Annotated in this window: 22 protein-coding genes; 12 read left to right on the top strand and 10 right to left on the bottom strand. The window is 68.1% G+C overall.

Annotation, left to right across the window (positions count from 1 at the left end; all coding sequences use genetic code 11):
* The first annotated feature begins 75 nt into the window (after window positions 1-75).
* Window positions 76-1749: an electron transfer flavoprotein-ubiquinone oxidoreductase gene (locus tag ABIC50_RS04520; protein ID WP_354161901.1), complete on the top strand. Its 1674-nt coding sequence runs from the start codon at window positions 76-78 to the stop codon at window positions 1747-1749.
* 113 nt (window positions 1750-1862) lie between these two features.
* On the opposite strand, the gene ABIC50_RS04515 is transcribed toward ABIC50_RS04520, so the two are convergent.
* The 3 genes from ABIC50_RS04515 to rbsK form a co-directional block, all read right to left on the bottom strand.
* Entirely contained in the window at window positions 1863-2810 is a 948-nt protein-coding gene (locus ABIC50_RS04515) for a dihydrodipicolinate synthase family protein (protein WP_212069957.1), read from the bottom strand.
* Window positions 2811-2854: 44 nt separating this feature from the next.
* Entirely contained in the window at window positions 2855-4174 is a 1320-nt protein-coding gene (locus ABIC50_RS04510) for an MFS transporter (RefSeq protein WP_354161897.1), read from the bottom strand.
* 63 nt (window positions 4175-4237) lie between these two features.
* Window positions 4238-5167: a ribokinase gene (gene rbsK, locus ABIC50_RS04505; RefSeq protein WP_354161894.1), complete on the bottom strand. Its 930-nt coding sequence runs from the start codon at window positions 5165-5167 to the stop codon at window positions 4238-4240.
* A 238-nt stretch (window positions 5168-5405) separates the two neighbouring features.
* On the opposite strand from rbsK, the gene ABIC50_RS04500 reads away from it, so the two are divergent.
* Window positions 5406-6488, top strand: a complete 1083-nt coding sequence (locus tag ABIC50_RS04500; protein ID WP_354161891.1) for a LacI family DNA-binding transcriptional regulator — start codon at window positions 5406-5408, stop codon at window positions 6486-6488.
* Window positions 6489-6557: 69 nt separating this feature from the next.
* Here the strand turns inward: ABIC50_RS04500 and aroC are convergent, their stop codons facing one another.
* The 3 genes from aroC to ABIC50_RS04485 all read right to left on the bottom strand — a co-directional run bounded on the left by aroC (window position 6558) and on the right by ABIC50_RS04485 (window position 10389).
* The gene (gene aroC / locus ABIC50_RS04495) at window positions 6558-7658 is read right to left on the bottom strand and encodes a chorismate synthase (RefSeq protein WP_354161889.1); all 1101 of its coding nucleotides are present in this window, start codon (window positions 7656-7658) and stop codon (window positions 6558-6560) included.
* 198 nt (window positions 7659-7856) lie between these two features.
* Complete coding sequence (locus tag ABIC50_RS04490) at window positions 7857-9791, bottom strand: MFS transporter (protein ID WP_011656656.1); 1935 nt, start codon at window positions 9789-9791, stop codon at window positions 7857-7859.
* Between the two features lie 142 nt (window positions 9792-9933).
* Window positions 9934-10389: a CBS domain-containing protein gene (locus ABIC50_RS04485; protein ID WP_006755543.1), complete on the bottom strand. Its 456-nt coding sequence runs from the start codon at window positions 10387-10389 to the stop codon at window positions 9934-9936.
* A gap of 157 nt (window positions 10390-10546) precedes the next feature.
* Between ABIC50_RS04485 and ABIC50_RS04480 the strand changes: the two genes are divergently transcribed.
* Window positions 10547-10864, top strand: coding sequence for an Mpo1-like protein (locus tag ABIC50_RS04480; protein WP_105830862.1), 318 nt, complete (start codon window positions 10547-10549; stop codon window positions 10862-10864).
* A gap of 18 nt (window positions 10865-10882) precedes the next feature.
* Here the strand turns inward: ABIC50_RS04480 and ABIC50_RS04475 are convergent, their stop codons facing one another.
* Window positions 10883-12214, bottom strand: a complete 1332-nt coding sequence (locus ABIC50_RS04475) for a YihY family inner membrane protein (protein WP_165751289.1) — start codon at window positions 12212-12214, stop codon at window positions 10883-10885.
* Between the two features lie 144 nt (window positions 12215-12358).
* On the opposite strand from ABIC50_RS04475, the gene wrbA reads away from it, so the two are divergent.
* The 4 genes from wrbA to ABIC50_RS04455 are packed head-to-tail and all read left to right on the top strand — an operon-like array spanning window position 12359 to window position 15660.
* The gene (wrbA, locus tag ABIC50_RS04470; RefSeq protein WP_126227603.1) at window positions 12359-12979 is read left to right on the top strand and encodes an NAD(P)H:quinone oxidoreductase; all 621 of its coding nucleotides are present in this window, start codon (window positions 12359-12361) and stop codon (window positions 12977-12979) included.
* On the top strand, window positions 12976-13365 hold the full coding sequence (locus ABIC50_RS04465; RefSeq protein WP_175744521.1) for a DUF2069 domain-containing protein: 390 nt from the start codon (window positions 12976-12978) through the stop codon (window positions 13363-13365). Before wrbA ends, ABIC50_RS04465 begins: the two co-directional genes overlap by 4 nt.
* 20 nt (window positions 13366-13385) lie before the next feature.
* Entirely contained in the window at window positions 13386-14807 is a 1422-nt protein-coding gene (locus ABIC50_RS04460; protein ID WP_354162183.1) for an FAD-binding oxidoreductase, read from the top strand.
* A 25-nt stretch (window positions 14808-14832) separates the two neighbouring features.
* A complete protein-coding gene (locus ABIC50_RS04455) occupies window positions 14833-15660 on the top strand; it encodes a metallophosphoesterase (RefSeq protein ID WP_105830858.1) in 828 nt (275 codons plus the stop codon).
* A 56-nt stretch (window positions 15661-15716) separates the two neighbouring features.
* Here the strand turns inward: ABIC50_RS04455 and ABIC50_RS04450 are convergent, their stop codons facing one another.
* Both ABIC50_RS04450 and ABIC50_RS04445 read right to left on the bottom strand, forming a co-directional pair.
* A complete protein-coding gene (locus ABIC50_RS04450; RefSeq protein WP_166726478.1) occupies window positions 15717-15902 on the bottom strand; it encodes a hypothetical protein in 186 nt (61 codons plus the stop codon).
* A 97-nt stretch (window positions 15903-15999) separates the two neighbouring features.
* Window positions 16000-16941, bottom strand: a complete 942-nt coding sequence (locus tag ABIC50_RS04445) for a LysR family transcriptional regulator (protein WP_011656649.1) — start codon at window positions 16939-16941, stop codon at window positions 16000-16002.
* Between the two features lie 157 nt (window positions 16942-17098).
* Between ABIC50_RS04445 and ABIC50_RS04440 the strand changes: the two genes are divergently transcribed.
* The 4 genes from ABIC50_RS04440 to ABIC50_RS04425 are packed head-to-tail and all read left to right on the top strand — an operon-like array spanning window position 17099 to window position 22038.
* Window positions 17099-18730: an efflux transporter outer membrane subunit gene (locus ABIC50_RS04440; protein WP_354161886.1), complete on the top strand. Its 1632-nt coding sequence runs from the start codon at window positions 17099-17101 to the stop codon at window positions 18728-18730.
* 15 nt (window positions 18731-18745) lie between these two features.
* Entirely contained in the window at window positions 18746-20947 is a 2202-nt protein-coding gene (locus ABIC50_RS04435; protein WP_354161884.1) for an FUSC family protein, read from the top strand.
* Complete coding sequence (locus ABIC50_RS04430; protein WP_006755504.1) at window positions 20944-21147, top strand: DUF1656 domain-containing protein; 204 nt, start codon at window positions 20944-20946, stop codon at window positions 21145-21147. Before ABIC50_RS04435 ends, ABIC50_RS04430 begins: the two co-directional genes overlap by 4 nt.
* 12 nt (window positions 21148-21159) lie before the next feature.
* The gene (locus tag ABIC50_RS04425; protein WP_011656646.1) at window positions 21160-22038 is read left to right on the top strand and encodes an efflux RND transporter periplasmic adaptor subunit; all 879 of its coding nucleotides are present in this window, start codon (window positions 21160-21162) and stop codon (window positions 22036-22038) included.
* An 18-nt stretch (window positions 22039-22056) separates the two neighbouring features.
* Here the strand turns inward: ABIC50_RS04425 and ABIC50_RS04420 are convergent, their stop codons facing one another.
* Window positions 22057-23733 carry a methyl-accepting chemotaxis protein gene (locus tag ABIC50_RS04420; protein ID WP_175701639.1) on the bottom strand — a complete coding sequence of 559 codons (1677 nt, stop codon included), beginning with the start codon at window positions 23731-23733 and terminating at the stop codon, window positions 22057-22059.
* 395 nt (window positions 23734-24128) lie between these two features.
* On the opposite strand from ABIC50_RS04420, the gene ABIC50_RS04415 reads away from it, so the two are divergent.
* The gene (locus ABIC50_RS04415) at window positions 24129-25367 is read left to right on the top strand and encodes an MFS transporter (RefSeq protein WP_175707175.1); all 1239 of its coding nucleotides are present in this window, start codon (window positions 24129-24131) and stop codon (window positions 25365-25367) included.
* Window positions 25368-25380: the final 13 nt, after the last annotated feature.

The following is a 25380-nucleotide window of genomic DNA, read 5'->3' as shown; positions in this document are numbered from 1 at the left end:
CTGTTGCGGCAAGCGTTTCGTTTCGCAGACAATACGCTCCCGAATAAAAGCATTCTAACGGTTAGAGGAACGCCAATGACCCCCGCAAGCCTCATCGAGCAGTACGGCCCGCGCGAATCGATGGAATACGACGTCGTGATCGTCGGCGGCGGCCCCGCCGGGCTGTCGGCGGCGATCCGGCTCAAGCAGCTGGCCGCCGAGAAAGGCACCGAGATCGGCGTGTGCGTGCTCGAGAAGGGTTCCGAGATCGGCGCGCACATCCTGTCGGGCGCGGTGATGGACCCGCGCGCGATCACCGAACTGTTCCCCGACTGGAAGGAACGCGGCGCGCCGCTCGACGTCGCGGTGACGGAAGACCGCTTCTTGTTCCTGTCCGAGAACAGCGCGGTCACGACGCCCAACTGGGCGCTGCCCGCCAACTTCCAGAACCACGGCAACTACGTGATCTCGCTGGGCAACGTCACGCGCTGGCTGGGGGCACAGGCCGAAGCGCTCGGCGTCGAGATCTTCCCGGGCTTCCCGGCTGCCGAGATTCTCTACAACGACGACGGCTCCGTGAAGGGCGTCGCCACCGGCAACATGGGCGTAGGCAAGGACGGCGAGCCGACCGAGAACTTCCAGCTCGGCATGGAGCTGCACGCAAAGTACACGCTGTTCGCCGAAGGCTGCCGCGGCCACCTCGGCCGTCAATTGATCTCGAAGTTCAAGCTCGACGCGAACGCCGATCCGCAGGCGTACGGGATCGGCATCAAGGAGCTGTGGGAAATCGATCCGGCCAAGCACAAGCCGGGCCTCGTGATCCACACGGCCGGCTGGCCGTTGAAGTCCGATACGTACGGCGGCTCGTTCCTGTATCACATGGACAACAACCAGGTGGTGGTCGGCTTCGTGGTGGGCCTGGGCTACACGAATCCGTACCTGTCGCCGTTCGAGGAATTCCAGCGCTACAAGACGCATCCGTCGATCCGCGCGTTCCTCGAAGGCGGCAAGCGCGTGTCGTACGGCGCGCGCGCGATCACGGCGGGCGGGCTGCTGTCGCTGCCGAAGACGGTGTTCCCGGGCGGCGCGCTGATCGGCGACGACGCGGGCTTCCTGAACGCGTCGCGGATCAAGGGCAGCCACGCGGCGATCAAGACCGGCATGCTGGCGGCGGATGCCGCGTTCGATGCGGTGCAGGCCGGCCGTCAGTCGGACGAGCTCAACGCGTATCCGGATGCGTTCAAGCAATCGTGGCTGTACACGGAGCTGTACCGCGCGCGCAACTTCAAGCAGTGGATGGCCAAGGGGCTGTATCTCGGCACGCTGATGGTCGGGCTCGAGCAGAAGATGATGGGCGGCAACGTGCCGTGGACGCTGCATCACAAGCATGCGGATCACGAGATGCTGAAACCGGCGTCGCAATGCACGCCGATCGAGTATCCGAAGCCGGACGGCAAGCTGACGTTCGATCGTCTCTCGTCGGTGTTCATCTCGAACACGAACCACGAGGAGAATCAGCCGGCGCATCTGACGCTGAAGGATGCGAACGTGCCGGTGAACGTGAACCTGCGCACGTACGCGGGGCCGGAGGCCCGCTTCTGCCCGGCGGCGGTGTACGAGTTCGTGAAGAACGACGACGGCGGCGATCGGCTGGTGATCAATGCGCAGAACTGCGTGCACTGCAAGACCTGCGACATCAAGGACCCGACGCAGAACATCGTGTGGGTCACGCCGGAAGGCGGTGGCGGGCCGAATTACCCGAACATGTAAGCTGCCGGAAAACGCCGCCTCGCGCGGCGTTTTTTTTCACCCATTCGACCGTCGATGCTGCGCTGCCCGCGCTCCGGCGTGCGACTCATGCATGGCACGCCAGAGCGGCCCCGTCAGCGCGCCGCGATCCGCCGACGGAAGTGCTCGGTACCGGACACGATCTTGTCGAGCACCGCATCGAGCGCCCAGAACCGCTCGCGCACGTCGTAGTCGATCGCGCGGCAGCGAATCGACGCGAACGTGCCGATCCGCTGGTGATAGATCTTCGCCAGCGCCGGATAGCCCAGTGCTTCCGACACGGCCGAGACCACCAGGAACGTCGACAACTCGTCGGCGAGCGCCGGATCCGAGTCGCCCCGCGTGCGCAACCATCGATACAGATCCGGATGAAAGTTGGTAAACACGCCGTTGAAGCCGGCGGAGCCCGCCTTCATCGCATCCCACGCGATCGCGGCGTTCGCATTCAGGATCTTCAGCGGCGACCCCGCGGCGAGCGCCACGCGCCGCTTCACCGTCTCCAGGTCGCAACTCACGTCCTTGAGCATCACGAAGCGGCCGGTGTCGATGCACGCACGCAGTTCGTCATCGGACAGCAATCGGCGGTATGGCGCCGGACATTCATACAAGCCGAGCGGCAGATCCGACGGCAGGCGCGCCAGCAGCTTGTGAAGATGGTCGAGCAACGCGGCGCTGCCTTTGCGCTGCGGGTCGAGCCGATTGGTCACGAGCACGACGCCCTGTGCGCCCGATTCCGCCGCCGCGCGCAACTCGGCGACCTGCGCATCGAGATCGTCGCTGATGTGCCCGGACGCGACGACGGGCACGCGCCCGGCCACGCGTTCGACCACGAAGCGCGCGAGTTCGGCCCGTTCGGCCAGACTCAGGAACTGCATCTCGCTCGATTGTGCGACCGCGAACAGCGCATCCGCACCGTGCGCCAGATACCATTCGATGAGTCGCTCGAGCCCCGCGTAATCGATGGCCCCAGCGTCGTCGAACGGCGTCAGCATCACCGGTACGATCCCCTCGATGGTCGCGCTCGACTGCTGATGGTGTTGCATCTGTTTCTCCTTGCTTTCTTGAATACGTGATGTCGCCGCGGCGCTCAGGCCGGCAGCGCGCCGGACGCGGTGCTCGCGGCCTGTTCGGGAATCGGCTTGCGAACCAGCAGCAGGTAGGCCATCGCACCGGCGAATGCGATTGCCGCCGCCGTCAGCAGCGCGGGCACGAACGACCACTTCTGCGCGATCACACCCGTCAGGATAGGCGCGAGCGCCCCGCCGATGAAACCGCCGAAATTCTGGATCGCGCCGAGCGATGCGATGCGGCTCGGCGGCGCGGCCGCCGTCGCGAGCGCCCACGAACACGCCGATGCCGCATTGGCGAGAAAGATCACGACCGAAATGCACGCGAGCGCGACCGTATTGCTCTGCACGAGCGCGGCCGGAATCGTGAATGCGACCATCCCGAGCATCGCGACAACGACCGCGTTGCGCCGGCTCACGACCGGCGAGCGGCTGCGGCGCGTGACCACATCCGACAGCCAGCCGGCGACCAGCGAGCCGACAAATCCGCACAGGAACGGCACCGACGCCGCGAACCCGGTGCGAAGGAGGCTCATGTGACGCTCCATCGTCAGGTAGCCCGGCAGCCAGGTCAGGTAGACCCAGTTCAGATACACGGAACCGAAGTATCCGATCAGCATGCCCCAGGTCGTGCCGTGCGAGAACAGGCTGCGCCAGTCGGCGAAGGTCAGCTTCGGCATCGCGACGGCCGTCTGCGCATCGGCGTCGAGATACGCACGTTCCGCTGCCGTCAGTTGCGCACGCGCCGGATCGCGGTACAGGGCGAACCAGACGACGGCGACGACGAGGCCGAGCGCCCCCGTCGCGACGAACGCCCAGCGCCAGTTGAACGACGCGACGAGCACCGCCAGCAGCAACGGCGCGAGCGCGGTGCCGAGCGGCGATGCCGCGTTGAAGATGCCGGTCGGCGTCCCGCGCGCACGCAGCGGAAACCAGTTGCTCACCACCCGCGCCGCCGACGGGAACTGCGGCGCCTCGCCGATGCCGAGCACGATACGCGCGACGATAAACCAGCCGAAGGTGGAGACGATGCCACCCGCCGCCTGCGCGAGCGACCAGACGATAAGTCCGACGCCCAGCAAGCGGCGCGGCCCGATGCGATCGACGAGTCCGCCGACCGGGAACTGGCATAGCGCGTAGCTCCACGAAAACGCCGACAGCAGCAAGCCCATCTCGGAGAGCGACAGCCCAAGATCGTTCCGGATGGCCGAACTCGCGACGGCCAGCGTGCCGCGGTCGAGATAGTTGACGATCCCGCTCACCATCAGCAGCGCGAGCGCGATACGTTGTCCGCGCCGGATGCGTGGCGGCGCCGTCGGAACTGCGTGATTCTCGTTCATTGCGTCTGTCTCCATTGTCCTGCATGGTTGGCGGGGCTGCTGCCCGTTCCGTCGTCGCGGAATCTATACGGCCGCACGCTCCACTTCTTCGCGTGTCGGAATCGAGGTCTGCGCGCCGTGGCGCGTCACGCTGATCGCGGCCGCGTGCTGGCCGAACGCAATGGCGTCATCCATCGACGCACCGCTCGCCCGGGCCGCCGCGAAGCCGCCGACGAAGGTGTCGCCGGCCGCCGTCGTATCGACGGCGACCACCGCCCTCGCCCGATGGCGGCCCTGCCCCGCAATCCCTCGCCAGCAGACGCCGCGCGCGCCCAGCGTGACCAGCACGTTGCCGACACCCTTCGCGCACAGCGCATCGGCGGCGCGCACCGCCGATGCGTCGTCGCCGACGGCGATGCCGGTCAGCGACTCCGCTTCCGTTTCGTTGACGACGAGGTAGTCGATGCGGGCCAGCAATGCGTCGAACAGCGGCCGGGCGGGCGCCGGATTGAGCAGCACGGGCGTCCGATGGGCGATGGCGCTGCCGATGGCGCGCGCGACGGTCTCGATCGGCACCTCGAGCTGGCACACCATCAGCGCCGCGCCGGCGATCACGTCGCGCGACGCGTCGATCAACGCGGCATCGACGCAGGCGTTCGCTCCGGGCACGACGACGATGCTGTTCGCCCCGTGTGCGTCGACCGTGATCGTGGCCACGCCGGTTGCCTCGCCGTCGATCCGGCGCAGGTGCGTGACGTCGATCCGCTCCGCCGCGAGCGCGTCGTGCAGGCGTGCGCCGAACGCGTCGTTGCCGACGCAGCCGATCATCGCGACCGACGCACCGAGGCGCGCGGCGGCCACCGCCTGGTTCGCCCCCTTGCCGCCGTGGACGGTCTGGAACGAGGTGCCGAGCAGTGTTTCGCCCGGTACGGGCAGACGCGGCGCGCGCGTGACGAGATCGACGTTGACGCTGCCGACGACGGCGATCCGCGGTGGCTTTACATGATTCATCATCGAATGTAACCGCTTACATTTGAGACAAACAAAATGGCCAGAAAGGCCGACGTCGACGAAAACTTCGCAATGCAGCAGGAATCTATGTCTGACATAATACGGATTCGCATCAAGATAGCGCTTACATTCTCACAGGCCGGATTGGAAATGCAAGCGGGACGACGATGAATCGAGGGTAAACGATGGCGTTTTTGAGAACGGGCGGCGTCCACGCCGCAGCCGCGGCCAAGGGGGCTCGATGAGCACGCCTCCTTCCGGCGGCGGCGCGGCGCGCGCACGCCGCGGCAGCGGCAGGTCGGTGCTCGGCGATGTCGCGAAACTCGCCGGCGTGTCGACCGCGACCGTTTCGCGGGTGTACAACGATCCCGGCAAGGTATCGGCCGACGTACAGCAGCGCGTGCGCGACGCCGCACGCGCGCTGAACTGGATTCCGAACGCCGCCGGCCGTGCACTCGCGTCCACGCGCACCCACATCACGGGCGCGATCATCCCGACGCTCGACGACCAGGTGTTCGCGTCGCAGGTCGCGGGAATGCAGGCGGTCATGGCCGAGCACGGCATCACCCTCTTTCTCGGCTGCTCCAATTACGACCCCGCGCAAGCGCTGGCGCAGGTGCGCGCGATGCTGTCGCGCGGCGTGGAAGCCGTGTCGCTGGTCGGTGAAGCATATCCGCCGGAAGTGTTCGAACTGCTGCACCAGCATCGCGTGCCGTATGTCGTGACCTACGCGTATCGCGACGACAGCCCGCACTGCTGCATCGGCTTCGACAACCGCGCGGCATTCGCGCGGCTGACCACGCACCTGCTCGACCTCGGCCATCGCGATTTCGCGATCATCATGCAGCCTTCTGCGGACAACGACCGCGTGCAGGCCCGCCTGCGCGGCATTCACGACACGCTTGCCGCGCGTGGCCTCGCGGTGCGCCCGGTCCACCAGCACGAAGGCGCGGCAACGATCGCGTTCGGCCGGGCGAGCCTGCGCGCGATTGCCGACAGCGGTGCGACGCGCCCGACGGCCGTGATCTGCGGCAACGACGCTCTCGCGCTCGGCGCGCTGCTCGAGGCGCAGGCACTGGGGCTGGACGTGCCGTCGCAATTGTCGATCACCGGCTTCGACGACGTCGCGCTGGCGCGTGAAATCCGGCCGTCACTGACGACGATGTGGGTCGACACCGCTGCGATCGGGCGCAAGGCCGCGCACGCGTTGCTCGACGCGCTCGGGAACGGCGAAACCGGCCCCGGTTACGCGGTACAGCCGGAACTGCGGGTGCGTGAATCGGCCGCGCCGCCACCGCCGGCACCGGCACCGGCAGCCCAATGAAAACGGGGCGCTCAAGGCGCCCCGTTTCGCATCGTATCGGTCGAGCCGGCGGATGCCGGCCCGCGCGCATCAGGTCGCGCTGCCGGCAATCTTCGGCGTCGACGTCTCGACGTCACCGCACTGCGCGCGATGGCGCAGCGCATGATCGATCAGCACCAGCGCGAGCATCGACTCGGCGATCGGCGTCGCTCGGATGCCGACGCACGGGTCGTGGCGGCCGAAGGTTTCGACCGTCGCCTCGTCGCCGGCCTTCGTGATCGAACGGCGCGGCGTGCGGATGCTCGACGTCGGCTTGATCGCGATCGACACGGTGATGTCCTGCCCGGTCGAAATCCCGCCGAGCACGCCGCCCGCATGGTTGCCGACGAAGCCGGCCGGCGTCAGTTCGTCGCCGTGCACCGAGCCGCGCTGCGCGACGCTGTCGAAGCCCGCGCCGATCTCGACGCCCTTCACCGCGTTGATGCTCATCATCGCCTTCGCGATATCCGCGTCGAGACGGTCGAATACCGGCTCGCCCCAGCCGACCGGCACGCCCGACGCCACGACGTCGATGCGCGCGCCGATCGAGTCGCCGTCCTTGCGCAGCGCGTCCATGTAGGCTTCCAGTTCCGGCACGATCGCCGCGTTCGGCGAGAAGAACGGATTCTCGCGCACATGCGACCAGTCGACGAACGGCACGTCGATGTCGCCGAGGCAGCTCATGTAGCCGCGCACCTCGACGCCGAAACGCTCGCGCAGCCACTTCTTCGCGACCGCGCCCGCGCCGACGATCGGCGCGGTCAGGCGTGCGGACGAACGGCCGCCGCCGCGGTAATCGCGGATGCCGTACTTCTGCCAGTAGGTGTAGTCGGCATGGCCGGGACGGAACGTCTCGACGATGTTGCCGTAGTCCTTGCTGCGCTGGTCGGTGTTGCGGATCAGCAGCGCGATCGGCGTGCCGGTCGTCACGCCTTCGAACACGCCCGACAGGATCTCGACCTCGTCGGCCTCCTGGCGCTGCGTCACGTGCCGCGACGTGCCGGGCTTGCGGCGGTCGAGCTCGAACTGGATGTCGCCTTCGGTCAGCCCCATTCCCGGCGGGCAGCCGTCGATCACGCAGCCGATCGCGGGACCGTGCGATTCGCCGAAGGTCGTGACAGTGAAAAGCGTGCCGAGGGTATTGCCGGACATGATGGAACCGCCCAAAGAGAAATGGACAAACCGATGTGCTGCCGGGGCCGCGGGCAGGCCGATCGTTTGCCGGTCGAGAAAAAGAGGTAAACCGCTATTATGCCAGCCGCACCGGGCCGGCGGGCCGTGTGAACCGTTCAGACCACACGGGTCGGCCATCCATCCGGCCCGGCACGCTGCCGCCGGGCCCGCCGCGCTTTACTTGCGCGCGCCGCGCAGTTCGGTCACCGCGGCCTGCAGCGCCTCGGGTGTGGCGACCGAGGCCGGCATCGGCTCGCCGACCGCGAGCGTCAGGCGGCTCATCACGCCGCGCTTGATCGGCCGCGGCATCCGCGCATCGGAATGGCGCGAGAAATAGCTACCCCACAGCCCGCGCAGGGCCATCGGGATCACGGGCGCCGGCGTGCGGCCCAGGATTTCGGTGATGCCGCGGTGGAACGTGTTGATGTCGCCCGTCTTGGTCAGCTTGCCTTCGGGGAAGATGCACACGAGTTCGCCGTCCTTCAGCGCGGCCTCGCATGCGTCGTACGCACGCGCGAGCATGTCGGGATCCTCGTGGCGCGGCGCGATCGGAATCGCCTTCGCATGCCGGAACACCCAGCTCGCAAAACGTGCCTTGAAGATCCGGTGATCCATCACGAACCGGATCGGCCGCGGGCTCGCGGCGGCCAGCACGAGCGCATCGACGTAGCTCACGTGGTTGCACACGAGCACGGCCGCGCCCTCCGCCGGGATGCGCTCCGCATGCACGAGGCGAATCCGGTAGAACGTGTGCACCAGCACCCACGCGACGAAGCGCAGCAGGAACTCGGGAACGAGCAGGTAGATGTACGTCGCGACGACGACGTTCAGCAGCGCGGTGACGAGGAACAGGCCCGGGATATCGACGCCGGCGTGGGTCAGCCCCATCGCCATCAGGGCCGACAGGATCATGAACAGCGCGTTCAGGATGTTGTTCGCGGCGATGATCCGCGCCCGGTGGGTGGGCGCGCTGCGGCTCTGGATCAGCGCATACAGCGGCACGCTGTAGAAACCGCCGAACATCGCGAGCAGGAACAGGTCGGCCAGGATGCGCCAGTGGCGCCCACCGGCCAGGAATTCCCCCACCGACAGCAGATGGCCGGGCGACGGCAGCGAGCGGCTCGCGAAATACAGCTCGATCGCGAACACGCTGATGCCGATCGAGCCGAGCGGCACGAGGCCGATCTCGACGCGCCGCTGCGACAGCCGCTCGCACAGCAGCGAGCCGAGGCCGATGCCGACCGAGAACGTCGCGAGCAGGACCGTGACGACGTCGGGGCTCGCGGACAGCACGTCCTTCGCGAAATTGAAGAACGACGTGAGGAACGTCGCGCCGACGAACCACAGCCACGAGATGCCGAGCAGGCTCAGGAACACGGTGCGGTTCTGCTTCGCGAGGCCGAGGTTGCGCCACGTCTCGCTGAACGGGTTCCAGTTGATCACGAGATCGGGCTGCGGCGCCGGCGTCGGCGGCACGCGTTGCGCGACGAGCCGCCCCGCCAGCGCGATGACGACCACGCTGACGGCGAGCACGCGCTCGCCGCTGCCTTCGATGCCCGCGGCCGCGCCGCCGATGATCGTGCCGATCAGGATCGCGATGAACGTGCCCATCTCGACGAGGCCGTTGCCGCCGACCAGCTCATGCTCGCCGAGATGCTGCGGCAGGTACGAATACTTGACGGGGCCGAACAGCGTCGAGTGCATCCCCATCATGAACGTGCACAGATACAGCAGCGTCGCACTGTGCGTGACGAACCCGGCCGCGCCGACCAGCATCAGCGCGATCTCGAAGGTCTTCACGAAACGCGTGAGCGTCGCCTTGTCGTATTTGTCGGCGATCTGGCCGGACGTGGCCGAGAACAGCACGAACGGCAAAATGAAGATCGCGGAAATCAGGAACGCGGCCGTCTTCGCATCGACACCGGAGAAGCGCGCGGTGTGATAGGTGACGAGCGACGTGAAACCGATCTTGAACACGTTGTCGTTCAGCGCGCCCAGGAACTGGGTCGTGAAGAACGGTGCGAAACGGCGCTGGCGCAACAGGTCGAACTGCGACGCGTGGGCGCGCCGTTCGTCGCGCGACGCGGAAGAGACTTGCGTGTGATCGCTCATGCGGAATACGCGCGCATCGTCTGGGCGAAGCTGCGCGGGCCTCGTGTTGTTGTTGTTGAAAAAACGGCGGCGCAGGCTGAACCTGCGCCGCCGGCCGTCGAATGGCAGCGCCCGCGCGACATGGCACCGGGCGCGGCGTGCATCACGATTTGTGCGCTTCGGCTTCCGATTCCGGCCAGTCGCGGATGTACGCCTTCAGCATCCGGTTCTCGAAGCTCTGCGCCTCGACGACCGTCTTCGCGACGTCGTAGAACGAGATGACGCCCATCAGCACCTTCTTGTCGAGCACCGGCATGTAGCGCGCATGGCGCTCGAGCATCATCCGGCGCACTTCGTTGACGTCGGTTTCCGGCGTGCAGGTGAGCGGCTCGTCCATCACCTTGCGCACCTGCACGTCGCCGATCGCACCGCCGTTGACATGCAGGCGCAGGATGATCTCGCGGAACGTCAGCATGCCGACGAGATCGCCGTACTCCATCACGACGAGCGAACCGATATCGTGTTCGGCCATCGTATCGACCGCTTCGCGCAGCGGCTTATCGGGCGTCACCGTAAACAGCGTGTTGCCCTTCACTTTCAGAATATCGCTGACGCGCATCGTAGTCCCCTCATGCTTGAATGCAAATCGCTTTCGATCCTATCGGAAAGCCTGTCAAAAGGAAAGCGCGGGCCCGCGCGGCGCGGCTGCCGACGCTTGCGGACGCGGGCCGCCCGCCGCACAATGGGTGCATGGACGGCGGCCCGAGGAGACGGCCATGGCGCATACGCATACGGAGCAATTCGCCAGCTTCGCTGATTTCTACCCGTACTACCTGAACGAACACCAGAACCTGACGTCGCGGCGACTGCATTTCATCGGCTCGCTCGGCGTGATCGGCTGCGTCGCGATGGCGATCGCGACGGGCTACTGGCTGTGGCTGCCGGCCGCGGTCGTGTGCGGCTACGGATTCGCGTGGGTCGGACACTTCTTCTTCGAGAAGAACCGCCCCGCCACGTTCCGGCACCCGATCTACAGCCTGATGGGCGATTGGGTGATGTTCAAGGACATCTGCACCGGCAAGATTGCGCTGTAACGCCCGGCCGGCACCGCGTCACGCCGTTTTCGGCGGCCGCGCGTGCGGGTCAGGCGCCCCGTCGGGCACCGGCCCGGGCACGCTTTCCTCCGGCTGTGCACCTGTGAGCCGGTGCGCAGCGATCAGCGACGCGAGCGATACGTCGAACCGGTCGTTCGTCAGCACGTCGAGCAACGCCGCGCCATCGACGTGGCTGCGGCGCCGCTGCAGCTGGTAGGTCAGCTCGGTGCGGTCGATCACCAGCACGTCGAACAACTGCGCGAGCGTCAGGTGCGCCGGGTTCGCCAGCAGGATGTAGCGCGGCCCGACTTCACCGCCATCCAGCCGCGCGATCCATTCCCGCTCCTCCATCGTCAACAGCAGCCGCTGCGCGGTTTCCATGTCGCAGCGCAACATGGTCGCGAGCCGCGTCGCCGTATAGCCCGCCTTGCCGACCTCGTGCGCCTCGGCCAGCCGCGCGAGCAGTTCGAGCGCGTCGAGCAGGTCGCTGCCCGGATAGTGGATGCGATGGAACTGGCCGACGCGGATCGCCGGCAACGCGGACGCGACCATCGCGCCGAGCAGCGCGATGAACCAGCTCAGATACACCCACAGCAGGAACACCGGCAGCGCCGCGAACGCGCCGTATACCGCCGTATAGGTCGGAATGCGCCGCACGTAATAGCCGAAGCCGCGCTTCGCGAGCTCGAACGCGACGGCCGCGAACAGCCCGCCGATCACAGCGTCGCGCCATGCGACCGTGCAGTTCGGCAGGTACACGTACAGCAGCGTGAACGCGAGCACGGTCAGCGGCAGCGACACGAGCGCGAGCAGCCACTCGACGATCGACGTCGACGGCGCGGCGCCTGTGAACGCGAGCGACTGCGTAAACAGGTACGACGAAATCGACAGGCTCACGCCGAACAGCAGCGGGCCGAGCGTGATCAGCGCCCAGTACGCGAGCACGCGCTGCGCGAACGGCCGCGGCTTGCGCACGCGCCAGATCAGGTTGAACGCGGATTCGATCGTCATCATCGTCATCACCGACGTGACGACGAGCACGATCAGGCCGGCCGTCGTCAGCCCCTTGGCTTTCGCGGCGAACTGGTTCAGGTACTTGAAGATCTGGACGTTGAACTGCGCAGGCATCAGGTGGTCCGCGAGGAACCCCTGCAGCGAGATCTGGAACGACGAGAACATCGGGAACGCGGTGAACAGCGCGAACGCGACCGTCACGAGCGGCACGAGTGCCAGCATCGTCGTGAACGTGAGGCTGCCCGCCACTTGCGGGATGCGATCCTCGGCGCTGCGCCGGGCCGCGAACTGCGCGAGGCGCTTGATGGTGTCGAGATCGACGCTCAACTTCGGCAAACGGTTTCTCCTTCTTGATGCCGCGCGCCCGACGGCGCGCCGCCGCCGCGCTGCGCGACGACTTCAGCCCCTATAATAGCCGCTCGATCCAGCAGGGGCCGACTGCACCGGGCATCCGCGCGGCCGCACGCGGCCCCGTCGCCCATGAAAGACATTCTCGTCCTCTATTACAGCCGTCACGGCGCCACGCGCGACCTCGCGCTCGCGATTGCGAACGGCGTCGACAGCGTGCCCGGCATGCAGGCGCGCATCCGCACGGTGCCGTCCGTCTCGACGGTCTGCGAAGCCACCGCCCCCGACATCCCCGCCGACGGCCCGCCGTACGCGGAGCTGCGCGATCTCGAGGAATGCGCGGGCCTCGCGCTCGGCTCGCCCACCCGCTTCGGCAACATGGCCGCCTCCCTCAAGTATTTCCTCGACGGCACGACCCCGCAATGGCTGTCGGGCGCGCTGACCGGCAAGCCGGCGAGCGTGTTCACGTCGACCGGCAGCCTGCACGGCGGCCAGGAATCGACGCTGCTGTCGATGATGCTGCCGCTGCTGCATCACGGGATGATGATCGTCGGAATCCCATACACGGAAGCCGCGCTCAGCACGACGCGCACCGGCGGCACGCCTTACGGCGCGTCGCACGTGTCGCAGCACGATCGCAGCGCGGCCGCAGGGCTCTCCGCCGACGAAAAGGCGCTCGCGGCCGCGCTCGGCGTGCGGCTCGCCCGCGCGGCGGCCGCGCTCGCCGCCGCCCAGGCGACCGACGCCGCATGAACGCGCCCGCCCGCCCCGCCGCCGCCCGGCCGCACTACGCGCTGGCCGCCGCCGCGTGCCTCGCCGCGCTGATCGCGCTGTCGCTCGCCTGGGAGCTGTGGCTCGCGCCGCTGCGCCCGGGCGGCTCGGCGCTGATGCTCAAGGCGGTGCCGCTCGCGCTCGCGCTGCCCGGCGTCTGGCGGCGTAACATCTATACGATGCAGTGGGCGAGCATGCTGATCCTCGTCTATCTTGCCGAAGGCATCGTGCGCGGCATGTCCGACCGCGGGCTGTCCGCAACGCTCGGCTGGTGCGAGACCGCGCTCGCCGTCGGCTTCTTCGTGGCTGCGCTTGCCTACGTCGCGCCGTTCAAGCGCGCGGCCAAAAAGCAGCGCGCTGCGTCCTGACCCTTACGCGACCGACCGTGATGATTTCTTCCGAAGCCTTCGTTTCCGCCTGCCGCGACGCGATCGGCGCCGCCGGCGTGCTGACCGATCCGCACGACATCGAACCGTTCCTGACCGACTGGCGCCGCCGCTACAAGGGCAGCGCGTGCGCGGTGCTGAAACCGGCCGATACGGCGCAAGTCGCCGCGCTCGTCCGGCTCGCGAACGTGCACGGCGTCGCGCTCGTGCCGCAGGGCGGCAACACGGGCCTCGCCGGCGGCGCGACGCCCGACGCGAGCGGCGCCCAGGCCGTGCTGAGCCTCGCGCGCCTGAACCGCGTGCGCGCGCTCGATCCGCACAACAACACGATCACCGTCGAAGCCGGCGTGATCCTCGCCGACGTGCAGGCGCGCGCCCGCGAAGGCGGCCGCCTGTTCGCGCTGAGCCTCGCCGCCGAAGGCAGCTGCACGATCGGCGGCAACCTGTCGACCAACGCGGGCGGCACCGCGGTGCTGCGCTACGGCAACGCGCGCGAACTGTGCCTCGGGCTCGAGGTCGTGACGCCGCAGGGCGAGATCTGGGACGGCCTGCGCGGGCTGCGCAAGGACAACACCGGCTACGACCTGCGCGACCTGTTCATCGGCGCGGAGGGCACGCTCGGGATCATCACGGCCGCCGTGATGAAGCTGCATCCGCTGCCCGCCGCGCAGGTCACCGCGCTGGCCGCGCTCGAGTCGCCGCACGCGGCGCTCGACTTCCTCGCGCTCGCGCAGCGCGCGGCCGGCCCGCTGCTGACCGGCTTCGAGCTGATGTCGGACTTCTGCATGAAACTCGTCGGCAAGCACTATCCGCAGCTGCGCTACCCGTTCGACCGCCCCCATGCGCAGACGGTGCTGCTCGAGCTGTCGGACAACGAGAGCGAAGCGCATGCGCGCGCGCTGTTCGAGAAGCTGATGGAAGAGGCGTTCGAGGCCGGGCTCGTGGTCGACGCGGTGGTCGCGGAAAATCTCGCGCAATCGCGCGCGTTCTGGGGCCTGCGCGAACACATTCCGCTCGCCCAGGCCGACGAGGGGCTCAACATCAAGCACGACATCGCGGTGCCGATCTCGTCGATCGCGCGCTTCATCGACGAAACCGACGCGGCGATCCAGCAGGCCGCGCCGGGCGCGCGGATGGTCACGTTCGGCCACCTCGGCGACGGCAACCTGCACTACAACGTGCAGACGCCCGAAGGCGGCGACCCGAAGGCGTTCCTCGCGGAATTCCAGAAGCCGATCAACCGGATCGTCTACGACAACGTGCATCGCCACCACGGCACGATCAGCGCGGAACACGGGATCGGCCAGTTGAAGATCGACGATGCGCAGCGCTACAAGTCGCCGGTCGAAACGGCGCTCATGCGCACGCTGAAGACGGCGCTCGACCCGCGCGGGCTGATGAATCCCGGCAAGGTCCTGCGCTGAAGCCACCTACCCCGGAGCGATGGCCATGAGAATCCGCGTGCTGTCCGACCTGCATCTCGAATGCAACGCGCCCGACACGATCGTCCATGCCGACGCGGATCTCGTCGTGCTCGCCGGCGACATCCACAATCATGCGGAAGGCCTGCGCTGGGCCGCCGAGACGTTCGATCCCGACGTGCCGGTGGTCTACGTACCGGGCAACCACGAGTACTACGACGGGGAATTCGGCGCGCTCGAAACCGCGATGCGCGACGCCGCGCATACGCTCGACAACGTGCATTATCTGAACAACGGCGTGTACGTCGATCCGGCGCGGCGCTTTCGCGTGCTGGGCACGACGCTGTGGAGCGATTTCACGCTGTTCGGCGCGGACGATGCGAGCGTCGCGCGCGCGATCGAGGCCGGCAGACGCGTGATGCTCGATTTCAAGGGATTGATCCAGGTGACGTGGCCGCATGAAGCCGCGCTGCATGCGGGCGGCACGCCGGAGCGGGACTTCGCGCCCGCCGACGCGATCGCGCTGCACCGGCACGGCCGCGCATGGCTGGAAGCGCGGCTCGCGACGCCGTTCGCCGGGCGGACGATCGTCGTCACCCATCATGCGCCGCATCTGCGCTCGCTGGCGGAGCGTTACGCGGAAGACCTGGCGTCGGCGGGATTCGTCACGGACATGGCGGAACTCGTGCGGCCGCCCGTGGACCTGTGGATCCACGGCCACACGCATACTTCATTCGATTACGTGACCGACAGCGGCACGCGCGTGGTGTGCAACCCGCGCGGCTATATCTTCCGGCGCACCGGGGAACTGGAAAATCCCGCGTTTGCGTGGGACAAAGTGGTCGAGCTCGGCTGACCGCTGGGCCCTCAGGCCGCGCGATGCGGCCCTTTCCGATCCGGCATGCCGCCCGATCAGCGGTCGGCGCGGCGCGATCCGTTCGACGACGCGCGTACCCGCACCGGCACCGGCTTCATGCGTGCCTTCATCGCGCGCAGCAGATCCCGCGTGGCCGCGGCGGCGGCCGCCGCGCCAAGCAGAACGCCAAGGCCGATCATCAATTGCGTATCCATTGCGACTCCGGGTGTGGGCAGATCCATGTCTCTATGATCCAACAGTATCAAACTGTCTGCCGGCCGATGGTAAAAAAATGTTGCACGAACGACAAATCTCGTCAGATCGGCGTGGAGCGCGCCGTCATGTCGCAGCCCTGAACTGCGCGAGCACGGCTTCGTCGGCTTCGAGGGTGGCCGGCAACTCGTCGCGCAGGAAATCGACCCAGGTGCGGATTTTCGCGTCGAGGTACTGGCGCGACGGATACAGCGCGTAGATGTTCATCACGTGCGACCGGTATTCGGGCAACACGCGCACGATGTTGCCGCTGCGCAGCCCACCGATCGCCGAATAGAGCGGCAACCCGCCGATCCCCATCCCTTCCCGCACGGCCACCGCGAGCGCCTCCGCGACGTTCACGCGGAACGGCGGCGCCGTGATCGGAATCACCTCGTCGCCGTGCGGCCCCGACAGCGCCCACTCGTCGAAGTGAAAGCCCGGCGCGACCATCCCGAGACAAATGTGCTGCTCGAGATCCGCCGGCGTATGCGGCGCGCCGTGCGCGTCGACATAGCCGGGCGACGCGCACACCACGCTGTAGCTCTCGCCGAGCCGCTGCGACACGAGCCCCGAATCGGGCAGGTCGCGGCCGACGACGATCGCGACGTCGTACCCCTCGTCGAGCAGGTCGGGCATCCGCTGCGCGAGCGTCAGCTCGACGTGCACGTCCGGATAGCGCTGCCGGTAGCGCGCGATGGCCGGCACCAGATAGTGCTGCCCGAGGCTCGTGAAGCAATGGACCTTCAGCTTGCCCGACGGGCGCGCGTGCGCGTCGCCCGCTTCGGCTTCGGCCTGATCGACATACGCGAGGATCTGCTCGCAGCGCTGCAGGTAGCGCTCGCCCGCTTCGGTCAGCGCGATCCGGCGCGTCGTCCGGTTGAGAAGGCGCGTGCGCAGGTGCGCCTCGAGATCCGACACGGCGCGCGATGCATAGGCGGTCGTCGAATTCATCTGCTGAGCGGCGGCGGTAAAGCTTCCCGCATCGACCACGCGGACGAATACCCGCATGTTTTGTAACGTATCCATCCCATTACCCCTTTGAATCCGGGTGGATTGTTGCACAGGGGCCAACAAATATTATCTCAGGATTCGTAAAAATGACTTGCACCGTTGTCCGTTTATTCAGGAATCACTGAAAAATATAATCGCATCCGACTCATCTATATCCGAAAGGGAGAAAATCGTGCGGTCTCCGGCAACAAAAGGGACGCTGGCACTGGCGGTTCTTGCAGTCTCATTAATAATGACCGGCTGCGCGAGCATGGGCGACAACAAGCCCAAGTCCACCCGCATCGAAGCGAATGCGCTCGACGCCGGCGCGGCCATCCGCGCGGCCGACCGCGACGCGGGCTGGCCCGCGTCCGACTGGTGGCGCGCGTACCGCGATCCGCAGCTCGACGCGTGGATCGCCGCCGCCCAGGCCGGCAACCCGTCCCTCGCGGCAGCCGAGGCCCGCGTGCGCGAAGCGCAGGCGATGGCGCGCGTGGCCCGGTCGGCGGAACTGCCGCAGATCAACGGCAACCTGTCGCTGATGCGCCAGCACTGGCCCGACAACGTCTACTACGGCCCGGGGCCGCTCGCCGACACCGACACGTGGAACAACACCGGCACGCTCGGCCTGTCGTATCACCTCGACCTGTGGGGCAAGGACAAGAACGCGACCGAGCGCGCGCTCGACACCGCGCATGCGACCGCGGCCGACGCGCGGGCGGCGAAGCTCGAGCTGGAGGTCAACGTCGTGCGCGCGTATGTCGGCATGTCGATGAACTACGCGCTGCTCGACCTCGCGCACGAGACGTTCGAACGCCAGCGCGCGCTGGCCGATCTCGCGCGCAAGCGTCTGCAGGCCGGGATTGGCACGCAGCTCGAAGTCAGCCAGGCCGAATCGACGCTGCCCGACTATGAGCGCCAGATCGACACCTACGAAGAAGCCATCCAGCTCGCGCGCCACCAGCTCGCCGCGCTCGCGGGCAAGGGCCCGGGCGCCGGCGACGCGATCAAGCGGCCGAGCCTCGCGCTCGACGCGCCGGCCGGCCTGCCGTCCGCGATGCCGGCCGACCTGCTCGGTCGCCGCCCGGACGTCGTCGCGGCCCGCTGGACGGTCGACGCGCAGGCCCGCGGCATCGATGTCGCGAAGGCCGCGTTCTATCCGAACATCGACCTGCTCGCGACGGTCGGCGGCTTCGGCGTGACCGCGCCGTTCACCGACTTCCTGCGCGCGATGAACGGCGGCTGGACGGCCGGCCCCGCGCTGTCGTTGCCGATCTTCGAAGGCGGCCGCCTGCGCGCGCAACTCGGTGCGGCCGATGCCGGCTACGACCAGGCGGTCGAGCGTTACAACCAGACGGTCGTCGGCGCGCTGAAGGACATCGCCGACCAGGTCGTGCGGATCCGCTCGCTCGATACGCAGAAGAAGGACGCCGCGCGCTCGGTGGCCGCCAACGATCGCAGCTACCAGCTGTCGCGCGAAGGCTTCCGCCGCGGGCTGACCGATTACGTGAACGTGCTGATCGCGCAACAGCAGCTGCTGCGCGCGCAGGAGACGGCGGCCCGCATCGACGCGGAACGCCTCGCCGCGCACGCGCAGCTGATGGCCGCGCTCGGCGGCGGCGTCGAAACGGGCGAGGACGGATGGGACGGCCATCCGTGGGACGGCCATCCGTCGGGCGACCATCCGTCGCGCGACGAATCCGCGGCAGGTGCCGCCGCGCCGGCGGCCGCATCGGGTGCGAAGCCCGTCGCGGCCATCGCCCGGCCCGCCCGGCCCGCGCAGGTCGCGACGGCCGGCGCGAGCGCCACGCCGGCCGCACGGTAACGCGGAGCGACCGTCATGTCAGCCTCCTCCTCCGCTTCCACGCCCGCCGGCGGCCCGCTCGCGGCCTGGTACGCCGCGTTCGGCGACTGGGCCCGCAACGACGGCGCCGCGTGGCTCTATCTGTTCAAGGCACTGCTCGCCGCGTTCATCGCGACCGGCGTGTCGATGCGGCTCGACCTGCCGGCGCCGAAGACGGCGATGACCACGGTGTTCATCGTGATGCAGCCGCAAAGCGGCGCCGTGCTCGCGAAGAGCTTCTACCGGGTCGCCGGCACGATCTTCGGGCTGATCGCGACGCTCACGTTCGTCGGGCTGTTCCCGCAGCAGCCGCAGCTGTTCCTGCTCGCGGTCGCGCTGTGGATCGCGCTGTGCACGGCCGGCGCCGCGCGCAACCGCAACTTCCGCAGCTACGGCTTCCTGCTCGCCGGCTATACGACCGCGCTGATCGGCCTGCCCGCGTCGCAGCATCCGGACGGCGCGTTCATGAGCGCCATGACGCGCGTGTCCGAGGTCATCATCGGGATCGTGTCGGCCGGGGTCGTCAGCGCGCTCGTGTTTCCGCAGTACACGGGCCAGCAGATGCGCACGACGGTACGCACGCGCTTCGGCGGCTTCGTCGACTACGTCGCGGCGGCGCTGTCGGGCAAGCTCGACCGCGCGCACATCGAAACGATTCATACGCGCTTCGTCGCCGACGTGGTCGGTTTCGAGGCCGCGCGCAGCATGGCCGTGTTCGAGGATCCGGACACGCGGATGCGCAGCGGCCGCCTCGCGCGGCTGAACAGCGAGTTCATGAGCGTGTCGAGCCGCTTCCACGCGCTGCACCAGCTGATGAACAGGCTGCGCGCGGCCGGCGCACAGGCCGCGATCGATGCGATCGAGCCGTACTTCCGCGAGATCGCGCCGCTCCTGACCCGCAACGGCGAACCCGTGCGCACGTCGACCGACGCGGCGCGCGCGGCCGAACAGCTGCTCGCATGGCGCGACGCGCTGCCGCGGCGGATCCGCGCCACGCGCGCGGCGCTCGAAACGCAGCCGGATTTTCCGCTGCTCGACTTCGACACGGCCGCCGAGCTGCTGTACCGCTTCATCACCGACCTGCACGAATACGCGGCGACCTACGCGTCGCTGTCGACGGCGACGCATGAGCGCGAACGCTGGATCGAGCGCTACGAGCCGCGCACCAACGTGACGGCGATGGTGATCGCCGCGATCCGCACCGCGACCGTGATCCTCGTGCTCGGCTGGTTCTGGATCGCGACCGCGTGGCCGAGCGGCGTGACGATGACGCTGACGGCGGCGGCCACCTGCGCGCTCGCGTCGTCGACGCCGCGCCCGACCGCGATGTCCGCGCAGATGGGCATCGGGACGGCCCTGGCCGTCTGCACGGGTTTCCTGCTGATGTTCGGCATCTACCCGCACATCGACGGCTTCCCGCTGCTGTGCGTGGCGCTCGCGCCGCTGCTCGCGATCGGCATCTACATGACGATGAAGCCGAAGCTCGCGGGCTACGGGATGGGCTACCTGATCTTTTTCTGTTTCCTCGCCGGCCCGGACAACATCACGCATTACGACCCGACGAGCTTCATGAACGATGCGCTCGCGCTGGTGCTGTCGATGGTGGTCTCGGCGATCGCGTTCGCGGTGCTGTTTCCGCCGACCGCGCCGTGGCTGAAGAAGCGGCTGTTCGCCGACCTGCGCCATCAGGTGGTCGCCGCGTGCCACGCCCGGCTGGCCGGCTTGCGCACGCGCTTCGAGAGCGGCGCGCGCGACCTGATGTATCAGGCGCACACGCTGTCGGCCGACCAGCCCGACGTGCAGCGCGACGCGCTGCGCTGGATGTTCGCGGTGCTGGAAACGGGCAACGCGGTGCTCGACCTGCGCGCCGAGCTGGCGACGCTGCCGTCCGACCCGCGCCATGCGCCGACGACGCCGTGGCGACGCGCGATCGAGACGATGCGCACCGCGCTGTCCGCGCTGTTCAGCAAGCCGAGCGCTGCGCGCTTCGACGCGACGCTCGGGGCGGTCAACGCCGCGATCGACGCGACCCGGCACACGCTCGATGCCGTTGCGCCGTCACGCGACGAGCGCCACCGGCTGCAGCGCATCCTGAGCCATCTGCATTTCGTACGCACGGCGCTGCTCGATCCAGAATCGCCGCTCGAGCCGCTCAATCGCAACCGCCCCGTGCGTCCCCAACAAGGAGCCTCGTCATGATGCCGCGTGAAATCGCCATTCTCGATGCCTACATGCCCACGGTGGTCCTGATGTTCGTCCTGGGTGCGCTGGCGACCTGGGCCGTCGACCGCGTGCTCGCCTATACGGGCCTCTACCGTCACGTCTGGCACCCGTCGTTGTTCCGCGCGTGCCTTCTCGTGTGCATTTGCGGCGGACTGAGTCTTGCCGTTTACCGTTGATTCCGAACCATCATGATGCTCAGAAAACTCTTCGGCTTCGTCGCGACCGCCGTCATCCTTCTCGTCGCGATCCTGATCGGGCGCTCGCTGTGGGTGCACTACATGGACGATCCCTGGACCCGCGACGGGCGCGTGCGCGCCGAGATCGTCAACGTCGCGCCGGACGTGTCGGGCGCGATCGTCGAGCTGCCCGTGCATGACAACCAGCTCGTGAAAAAGGGCGACCTGATCATGCAGATCGACCCGTCGCACTACCAGATCGCGGTCGAGCAGGCGCAGGCGGCCGTCGCCGCCCGCCGCGCGGAACTGCAGATGCGCCGCGACGACGCGGCCCGTCGCGCCGACCTCGACGCGCTCGTCGTGTCGAAGGAAAACCGCGAGAACGCGGCGCACAGCGCGTCGAGCGCCGACGCGCAGTACCAGCAGGCGATCGCCGCGCTCGACGCCGCGAAGCTCAATCTCGAACGCACGCGCGTGGTCGCGCCGGTCGACGGCTACGTGACGAACCTGCAGACGTTCAAGGGCAACTACGCGGTGGCCGGCCAGGCGAAGCTCGCGATCGTCGACAGCCACTCGTTCTGGGTCTACGGCTACTTCGAGGAAACGAAGCTGCCGCGCGTGAAGATCGGCGCGCCCGCCGAGATGCGGCTGATGAGCGGCGGCGTGATGAAAGGTCACGTCGAGAGCATCTCGCGCGGCATCTACGATCGCGACAACCCGCAAAGCCGCGACCTCGTCGCGGACGTGAACCCGACCTTCAACTGGGTGCGCCTCGCGCAGCGCGTGCCGGTCCGCATCCGGATCGACGAAGTGCCGGCCGACGTGGTGCTGTCGGCGGGCACGACCTGCACGGTCATCATCGACCCGGACCAGCAGAAGAAGAAGTCGTAAGCGCCGGCGGCCGGGCGCTTACGCCGCGATGCGAAAGCGTCCGACCAGCGACTTGAGCGCCTGAGCCTGCTCGTCGAGCGCATTCGCCGCGGCGGCCGCCTGTTCGACGAGCGCCGCGTTCTGCTGGGTGCCGGAATCCATCTGCATCACCGCGCGGCCGATCTCGTCGATCCCCGCGCTCTGCTCGTCCGACGCCGCGGAGATTTCGCCGATGATGTCGGTCACGCGCTTGACCGCCCGCACCACGTCGTCCATCGTGCGGCCCGCATCATGCGCGAGCGCCGCGCCGTTCGCGACGCGCTCGACCGACGCGCCGATCAGCGTACGGATCTCCTTCGCCGCACTCGCCGCGCGCTGCGCGAGCAGCCGCACCTCGCCCGCGACCACCGAAAAACCACGGCCCTGCTCGCCCGCGCGCGCCGCCTCGACCGCCGCGTTCAACGCGAGGATGTTGGTCTGGAACGCGATTCCCTCGATCGTGCCGATGATGTCGCGGATGTTCTTCGCGCTGTCGTCGATCTCGCTCATCGTCGCGACCACGCGCCCGACGACTTCGCCGCCGGCTTCCGCGACCGCCGATGCATTGGCCGCGAGCGCGCTCGCCTGCCGCGCGTTTTCCGCGTTCTGCCGCACGGTTGACGTGAGCTCCTCCATGCTGGCCGCGGTGCGCTCGAGCGCGACGGCCTGCTGCTCGGTGCGCCGCGACAGGTCGAGATTGCCGGTCGAGATCTCGCCGGATGCGGCCGCGATCGCCTCGGCGCTCACGGCGATCTCGCCGACGGTCGCCGCGAGCCCGGTCTGCATGTCGGACAACGCACGCACCATGCTGTCGCGGTCGTGGCGGCCCAGCGGGATTGGCCGCGTGAGGTCGCCGCGCGCGATGTCGGCGGCGATCGCCTTCGCATCGGCGGGCTCGCCACCGAGCTGCGACGCGAGGCGGCGCACGACCCGTTCCGCGATCACGATCGCCAGCACGAACAGCGCGGCCGTCATCGCCGCGATCATCGCGAACGACGACGAGAAGATCGTTGCGGACGCATCGAGCGTCGCCTTCGACTTCGCGCCGCGCGTCTTCACGAGCATGGCGACCAGCTTCTCGAGCTTGGCGGTCTCGACCAGCAGCGACACGTCCTGCGTGCCGACCTGCCAGTTCATCTGCGACAGGTCGAGCGGCTGCGCCTGCACGAGCGCGACGAAATCGCGCAGATGGCCGCTCCACGTGCCGACCGCCATCGAGAACGCGCGCAGTCGCGCGGAATCGTCCGCATCGGCCGGATCCGCGTAATGCTGCAGCGTCGCGAGCGCCTGGCCGATCGACGCGAGCCCGGCGCGAACCTCGGCGCCCAGGTCGTCGCGCTCCTTCGCGGTGGTCGCGGTCAACAGCATCTTCTGCGCGCGGCTCGCACGCAGCACCTCGGCGCGCACTTCCTCCGCCGCGCGGCTCGCCACGTGCCCCTGCTCGTAGACCGACGCGATCGACGCGTTCAGCCGGCTGATCTGCCATAGCGAAAACACGCCGATCGCGAGCGTGCCGGCCAGCAGGATCGCGAACGCCGCGCGCAACGTCGCCTTGACCGTCCAGGGCCGGCGTTCGCGCCGGACTGCGCGCGGGCGTCGTGCGGCGGCGGGCCTGGCGGCTGCACCGGATGCGCTGGTGGCCGCACCCGGCCGCGGATGCAATGATGCTGCTTTCATCGATATATCCCCGTGTTGATCCCACCGCCGGACAGGTCGGGTCCGGCGGCTACCGTGATGCCCGCCCGGCTCGTGGCCGGTGCGGTGCGCGGCGCGCCTCTGTTGCCGTTGCGTCGTTCTACGGCCGCTCTCGCCATTCCTTGAGTCCGGACAAACACCGAGCCGAGCCCGGCGTGCCCGCGCTCACGGCAGACGCGCTGCCTGCGTTATACCCGGCCAAAAAAGGGTGGAATGGCCGATCAGCCGGCCCCGCGGCTGGCGGCGATGTCCGAATCGCGATAAAAGTTGGCCGGACATTCTCGATACGCCACATTACACTTCTTTGACGCAACAACGATTCGAACGCGCCGATCCCCATCAGAGCGCGTCCCGTCACCTCAACTCGCTCAGCTCACATGGAAACCAGCCTCGATACGGGTGCCGGCAACGCCGCCGCAGCCCAGCCGTCTGCTCCACCCGCCGCGCGCACCGTCTATCCGGTGCTCGGCGCGATCAGCTTCTCGCACATGCTCAACGACATGATCCAGTCGTTGATCCTCGCGATCTATCCGATGCTCAAGAGCCAGTTCGCGCTGTCGTTCGCGCAGATCGGCCTGATCACGCTGACCTACCAGATCACCGCATCGCTGCTGCAGCCGCTCATCGGGCTCTATACGGACAAGCGGCCGAAGCCCTATTCGCTGCCGGTCGGGATGGGCTTCACGCTCGCGGGGCTGCTGCTGATGTCGGCCGCGCAGAACTTCCCGACGCTGCTGGTGGCGGCGGCCCTGGTCGGCTGCGGCTCGTCGGTGTTCCATCCGGAATCGTCGCGGGTCGCGCGGATGGCGTCGGGTGGCCAGCACGGGCTCGCGCAGTCGCTGTTCCAGGTCGGCGGCAACGCCGGCTCGGCGCTCGGGCCGCTGCTCGCCGCGCTGGTGATCATCCCGCACGGCCAGCACAGCATCGCGTGGTTCTCGGCGGCCGCGCTCGTCGCGATGGTCGTGCTCACGCAGATCGGCCACTGGTACAAGAAGCATCCGTCGATGAAGAAGAAGGCTGCGGCGGCCGGCCATCCGACGCTGTCGCCGCGCCGCGTGCTCGCCGCGATCGGCGTGCTGGTGCTGCTGCTGTTCTCGAAGTACTTCTACCTCGCGAGCATCAACAGCTATTTCACGTTCTATCTGATCGACAAGTTCCACCTGTCGGTGCAGGCCGCGCAGATCCATCTGTTCGTGTTCCTCGCGGCCGTGGCGGCCGGCACGCTGATCGGCGGGCCAGTCGGCGACCGGATCGGCCGCAAGTACGTGATCTGGGTGTCGATTCTCGGCGTCGCGCCGTTCACGCTGCTGCTGCCGTACGCGAACCTGTTCTGGACGAGCGTGCTGAGCGTGATCATCGGCATCGTGCTGGCGTCGGCGTTCGCCGCGATCCTCGTCTATGCGACGGAACTGATGCCCGGCAAGGTCGGGATGGTCGCGGGCCTGTTCTTCGGCTTCGCGTTCGGCCTGGGCGGCGTGGGTGCCGCCGTGCTCGGCCAGCTCGCCGACGCGACGAGCATCCCGTTCGTCTACAAGGTGTGCTCGTTCCTGCCGCTGATCGGCGTGCTGACGGTGTTCCTGCCGAACCTGGAAAGCGCGCGCCGCAAGAAGGCGTGACGGGGCGGCCGCG

Origin of the sequence: Burkholderia sp. 567, assembly GCF_040545115.1 — a bacterium.
Taxonomy (GTDB): domain Bacteria; phylum Pseudomonadota; class Gammaproteobacteria; order Burkholderiales; family Burkholderiaceae; genus Burkholderia; species Burkholderia ambifaria.
The sequence above is the reverse complement of the archived record's forward strand: the minus strand, read 5'-3'. Positions and strand labels throughout refer to the sequence as shown.